Source organism: Kitasatospora sp. NPDC056783, assembly GCF_042789895.1.
In the GTDB taxonomy this organism is placed as follows: domain Bacteria; phylum Actinomycetota; class Actinomycetes; order Streptomycetales; family Streptomycetaceae; genus Kitasatospora.
The window spans coordinates 1-3,274 of the sequence record NZ_JBHUAF010000590.1; the positions used below are offsets into that span (position 1 = coordinate 1).

Sequence of the window (3,274 nt, forward strand, 5' to 3'; positions counted from 1 at the left end):
CGACTGCCCGCCCCGGCGATCCGCGACACGCCGGAGGCGGGTTCGGCCCGTCGGGGGCGGATTCGGCCCGTCGGGCTCCACCGGCCGGGGACACCGGGCCGACGCTCACCCCGCCGGGGTCAGCGCGGTGCGTTCACGAGCGCCGAAGGCGCGGGGTGGGGCAGTAGCGCTCGCCGCCTTCGAGCGCGACGGTCGGCCCGGGGGCGATCTCGGTGAAGCCCGCGTCGTGGACCACCGGGAGCCCGCTGTGGACGAGCTCCTCCCATTCCTCCGGCGAGGCCGTCCGGACCGCGAGCGGGAAGCCGGCCTCCGCCCACTCCTTGCGCTGCGCCTCGTCCAGCCGCCACCAGCCGAGCTGGGCGGCGTGCCCGGTCTGGGCCATCGTCTTGCCCGCGCTCATCTCCAGTTCCGGGTTCAGCCAGAGCACCGGCAGGCCCGGCTCGGGAGCACCGATCCCGGTCGTCTCCTCCAGGTCCGTCCCCGACACCTGGAGCTTGGCGAGCTCCTTGGGCCAGCCGTCCAGCGGGATCGGCGGGAACACCCGCACCTCCGCCTCCCGGCCGTGCACCGTGACGCCCGGCAGTTCGCCCGCCCGCCGCCACTCCCCGCCCCGCGCCCGCCGGACCACCTTGCGGATCCGGGCGTCCTCCCACGCGGCGACCCGCTGCGCCCACTCCCCGTCCGCCCCGGTCACCCGCGGGTCGGCCAGCAGCGTGAGCACCGCCCGCGCCGAGGTCTCCAGCGCGTCCGTCCGGCCCGGCGGAGTGGCCCGCTCCAGCCGGACGACCAGCGGCAGCACGTACTGCGGCCGCGCGTCACGGTCCTCGGGTTCCTGGACGTCGACCGGCTCGACCGGGTCGATGGGATCGACGAGGTCGGCAGGGTCGACGGGGCCGGCCACGGGAGCGGGGTTCTCGGGGGTGGGAGTCGGGGCACCTGAAGCAGAAGTCACCCGTCCAGGATGCCAGCCCCGCCCCGGCGCCCCGGGTCCGCCCCGTACGGCACGGACCCGGGGCGAACGCGAGCGGGGCCCGTCAGCGCCGGTAGCCGCGCTGCGGATCCCGCTCCTCCGCGTCCTCGTACATCAGGAACCAGCCCTCCGGGTGGGTGGCCGCGAGCAGCACCTCCGTCCGCTGCTCCGCCCCCAGCTCCGGATCGCCGTCGTCCGGCCCGTAGACGCCGAACAGCTCGTCCTGGCAGCCGTCCCAGTCGTAGTCGTAGAGGTCGGCCGGGAGGTCGCCCATCATGTCCGCCACCGATTCGGGCTGCGCGCCGAGCAGCGCCCGGGCGTCCACCAGGGCCATCCGCAGCGCGATGTCCTCGGCCAGGCAGCGCGGCAGCGGCCACTCGCCGAGCGCGAGGTCGTCGGCCAGGTCGTCGAAGGCCCGGGCCATCGCGCGGCGCCAGCTCCGGTGCAGCTGCCAGGTGCGCTGGGGCAGCCGGGCGAAGACCGTCCAGTCGGTGTCCTCGCCCTCGACGACCGGCTCGTCCCCGTGCTCGTCGAAGTCGTCGTAGGCGGCGTCGGCGAGCCCGATCAGCTGGGCGTGCAGCAGACAGGCGGTACGCGGGGTGAGCGTCCAGTCCGCGCCGGCCCCGCCGTCCTCCTCCTCGCCGTCCAGCGGGAACAGGTCGGCGAAATCCGGCGTGAAGTCCTCGGTGACGCTGATCTCCAGCGTGCCGCCGATCGCCTCGACCCCGGGGATGGCGGCCACCAGCCGGTCCGGGTGCAGCAGCGCGCCGAGCGCCGCGTTGGCGTCCTCGGCGACCTCGCGCAGCAGTTCGCGGCGCTGGCCGGCCGGGTCGACGCCGTCGAAGTCCAGTTCCTCGACGGCCCTGATCGCGGCCGCGCGCAGGGCCGGCCAGTCATTGATCCGCAGGCCCAGCACCACCGTCGCCTCGATCTCCTGCGCACCGGAGTCCTCCGCCGCGCCCGGCCCCTGTGGATGATCACTTCGCTCGCCCATGGGGCTAACGGTACGGCTTTTCAGCCCCCCGATCACCGGTCCGGACCAGCTTCCGAAAGCGTTCTCGGCCACCACCCGGCCCCGCCTCGATCACTCGGACGCAGGAACTTGGCAGGATGTGACCCATGGCTGATATCAATGAGTACGGCGGCGGGCAGCGCCCGAACGCCGATGTCCTGGTCGTGACCACCAACGACATCCCCGGCTTCCGGGTCGATCACGTGATCGGCGAGGTCTTCGGACTGACAGTCCGCAGCCGCCACATCGGCAGCCAGATCGGCGCCGGCCTGAAGTCGCTGATCGGCGGCGAGCTGCGCGGTCTGACGAAGACCCTGGTCGAGAGCCGCAACGAGGCCATGCAGCGACTGGTCGAGCAGACCAAGGCACGCGGCGGAAACGCCGTCCTGATGATGCGCTTCGACGTCACGGAGGCCGCCGACGTCGGCACCGAGGTCTGCGCGTACGGCACCGCCGCGGTGATCTCCCCGATCGCCTGACGCCCCTCGTCCACGCCGTACCGCACCACCACCGCACCACCACCGCGCCACCACCGCGCCACCACCGCGCCACTGACGGATCCTCGACGGGAACAGCCTTCGACCCCCCGATGTTTCACGGGCGTGACTGTTTACGGTGCAACCGATGGTGCTCTCCGGAGCGTGCCGCGCGTGGACGTCCTGGTGGTGGGCGCCGGACAGGCAGGACTGTCCGCCGCCTACCACCTGCGCCGCCGCGGCTTCGCCCCCTACCGGGCGGACGCCGACGGCGGCTTCGTCGTGCTCGACGCCGACGCAGCGCCCGGCGGCGCCTGGGCGCACCGCTCGCCGTCCCTGCGGATGGCCACCGTGCACGGCGTCCACGACCTCCCGGGCGAGGAACTCCCGCCACCGGACCCGCAGGCCCCCGCGCGCGAGGTGGTGCCGGAGTACTTCGCGGCGTACGAGGCCCGGCACGCGCTCCCGGTCGTACGCCCGGTCACGGTGCGCACCGTACGCGCCGAGTCCGGGCTTCCGGACTCCCGGTTGCTGGTCGAGACCGACCGCGGCACCTGGTCGACCCGCGCGCTGATCAACGCCACCGGCACCTGGACCCGCCCCTTCCTCCCGCACTACCCGGGCCGCTTCGCCGGTCGCCAGCTGCACTACGCCGAGTACCGCGGCCCCGAAGAGTTCACGGGCGAGCGCGTCCTGGTGGTGGGCGGCGGCGCCTCGGCGATCCAGGTGCTGTCGGAGGTGGCGGCGGTCGGCGAGACGGTGTGGGTCACCCGCTCCGAACCCGTCTACCACGACGGACCGTTCACCCCCGAGCAC

General features: G+C 74.0%; 4 protein-coding genes. 2 read left to right on the plus strand and 2 right to left on the minus strand.

What is annotated here, in order from left to right; genetic code table 11:
- Positions 1-133 precede the first annotated feature (133 nt).
- Positions 134-862 carry a peptidyl-tRNA hydrolase gene (locus ACFRMQ_RS39530; RefSeq protein WP_380735738.1) on the minus strand — a complete coding sequence of 243 codons (729 nt, stop codon included), beginning with the start codon at positions 860-862 and terminating at the stop codon, positions 134-136.
- 172 nt (positions 863-1,034) lie between these two features.
- Positions 1,035-1,964, minus strand: coding sequence for a hypothetical protein (locus tag ACFRMQ_RS39535; protein WP_380735736.1), 930 nt, complete (start codon positions 1,962-1,964; stop codon positions 1,035-1,037).
- A gap of 125 nt (positions 1,965-2,089) precedes the next feature.
- Between ACFRMQ_RS39535 and ACFRMQ_RS39540 the strand changes: the two genes are divergently transcribed.
- Both ACFRMQ_RS39540 and ACFRMQ_RS39545 read left to right on the plus strand, forming a co-directional pair.
- A complete protein-coding gene (locus tag ACFRMQ_RS39540) occupies positions 2,090-2,461 on the plus strand; it encodes a YbjQ family protein (RefSeq protein ID WP_380693257.1) in 372 nt (123 codons plus the stop codon).
- Positions 2,462-2,623: 162 nt separating this feature from the next.
- The coding region (locus tag ACFRMQ_RS39545; protein ID WP_380735737.1) for a flavin-containing monooxygenase at positions 2,624-3,274 on the plus strand (651 nt) is incomplete at its 3' end.

Excerpts from the sequence above, each read along its gene's own strand:
- ACFRMQ_RS39535 (WP_380735736.1), bottom strand. The coding sequence starts at position 1,964 with ATGGGCGAGCGAAGTGATCATCCACAGGGGCCGGGCGCGGCGGAGGAC.
- ACFRMQ_RS39540 (WP_380693257.1), top strand. The coding sequence starts at position 2,090 with ATGGCTGATATCAATGAGTACGGCGGCGGGCAGCGCCCGAACGCCGAT.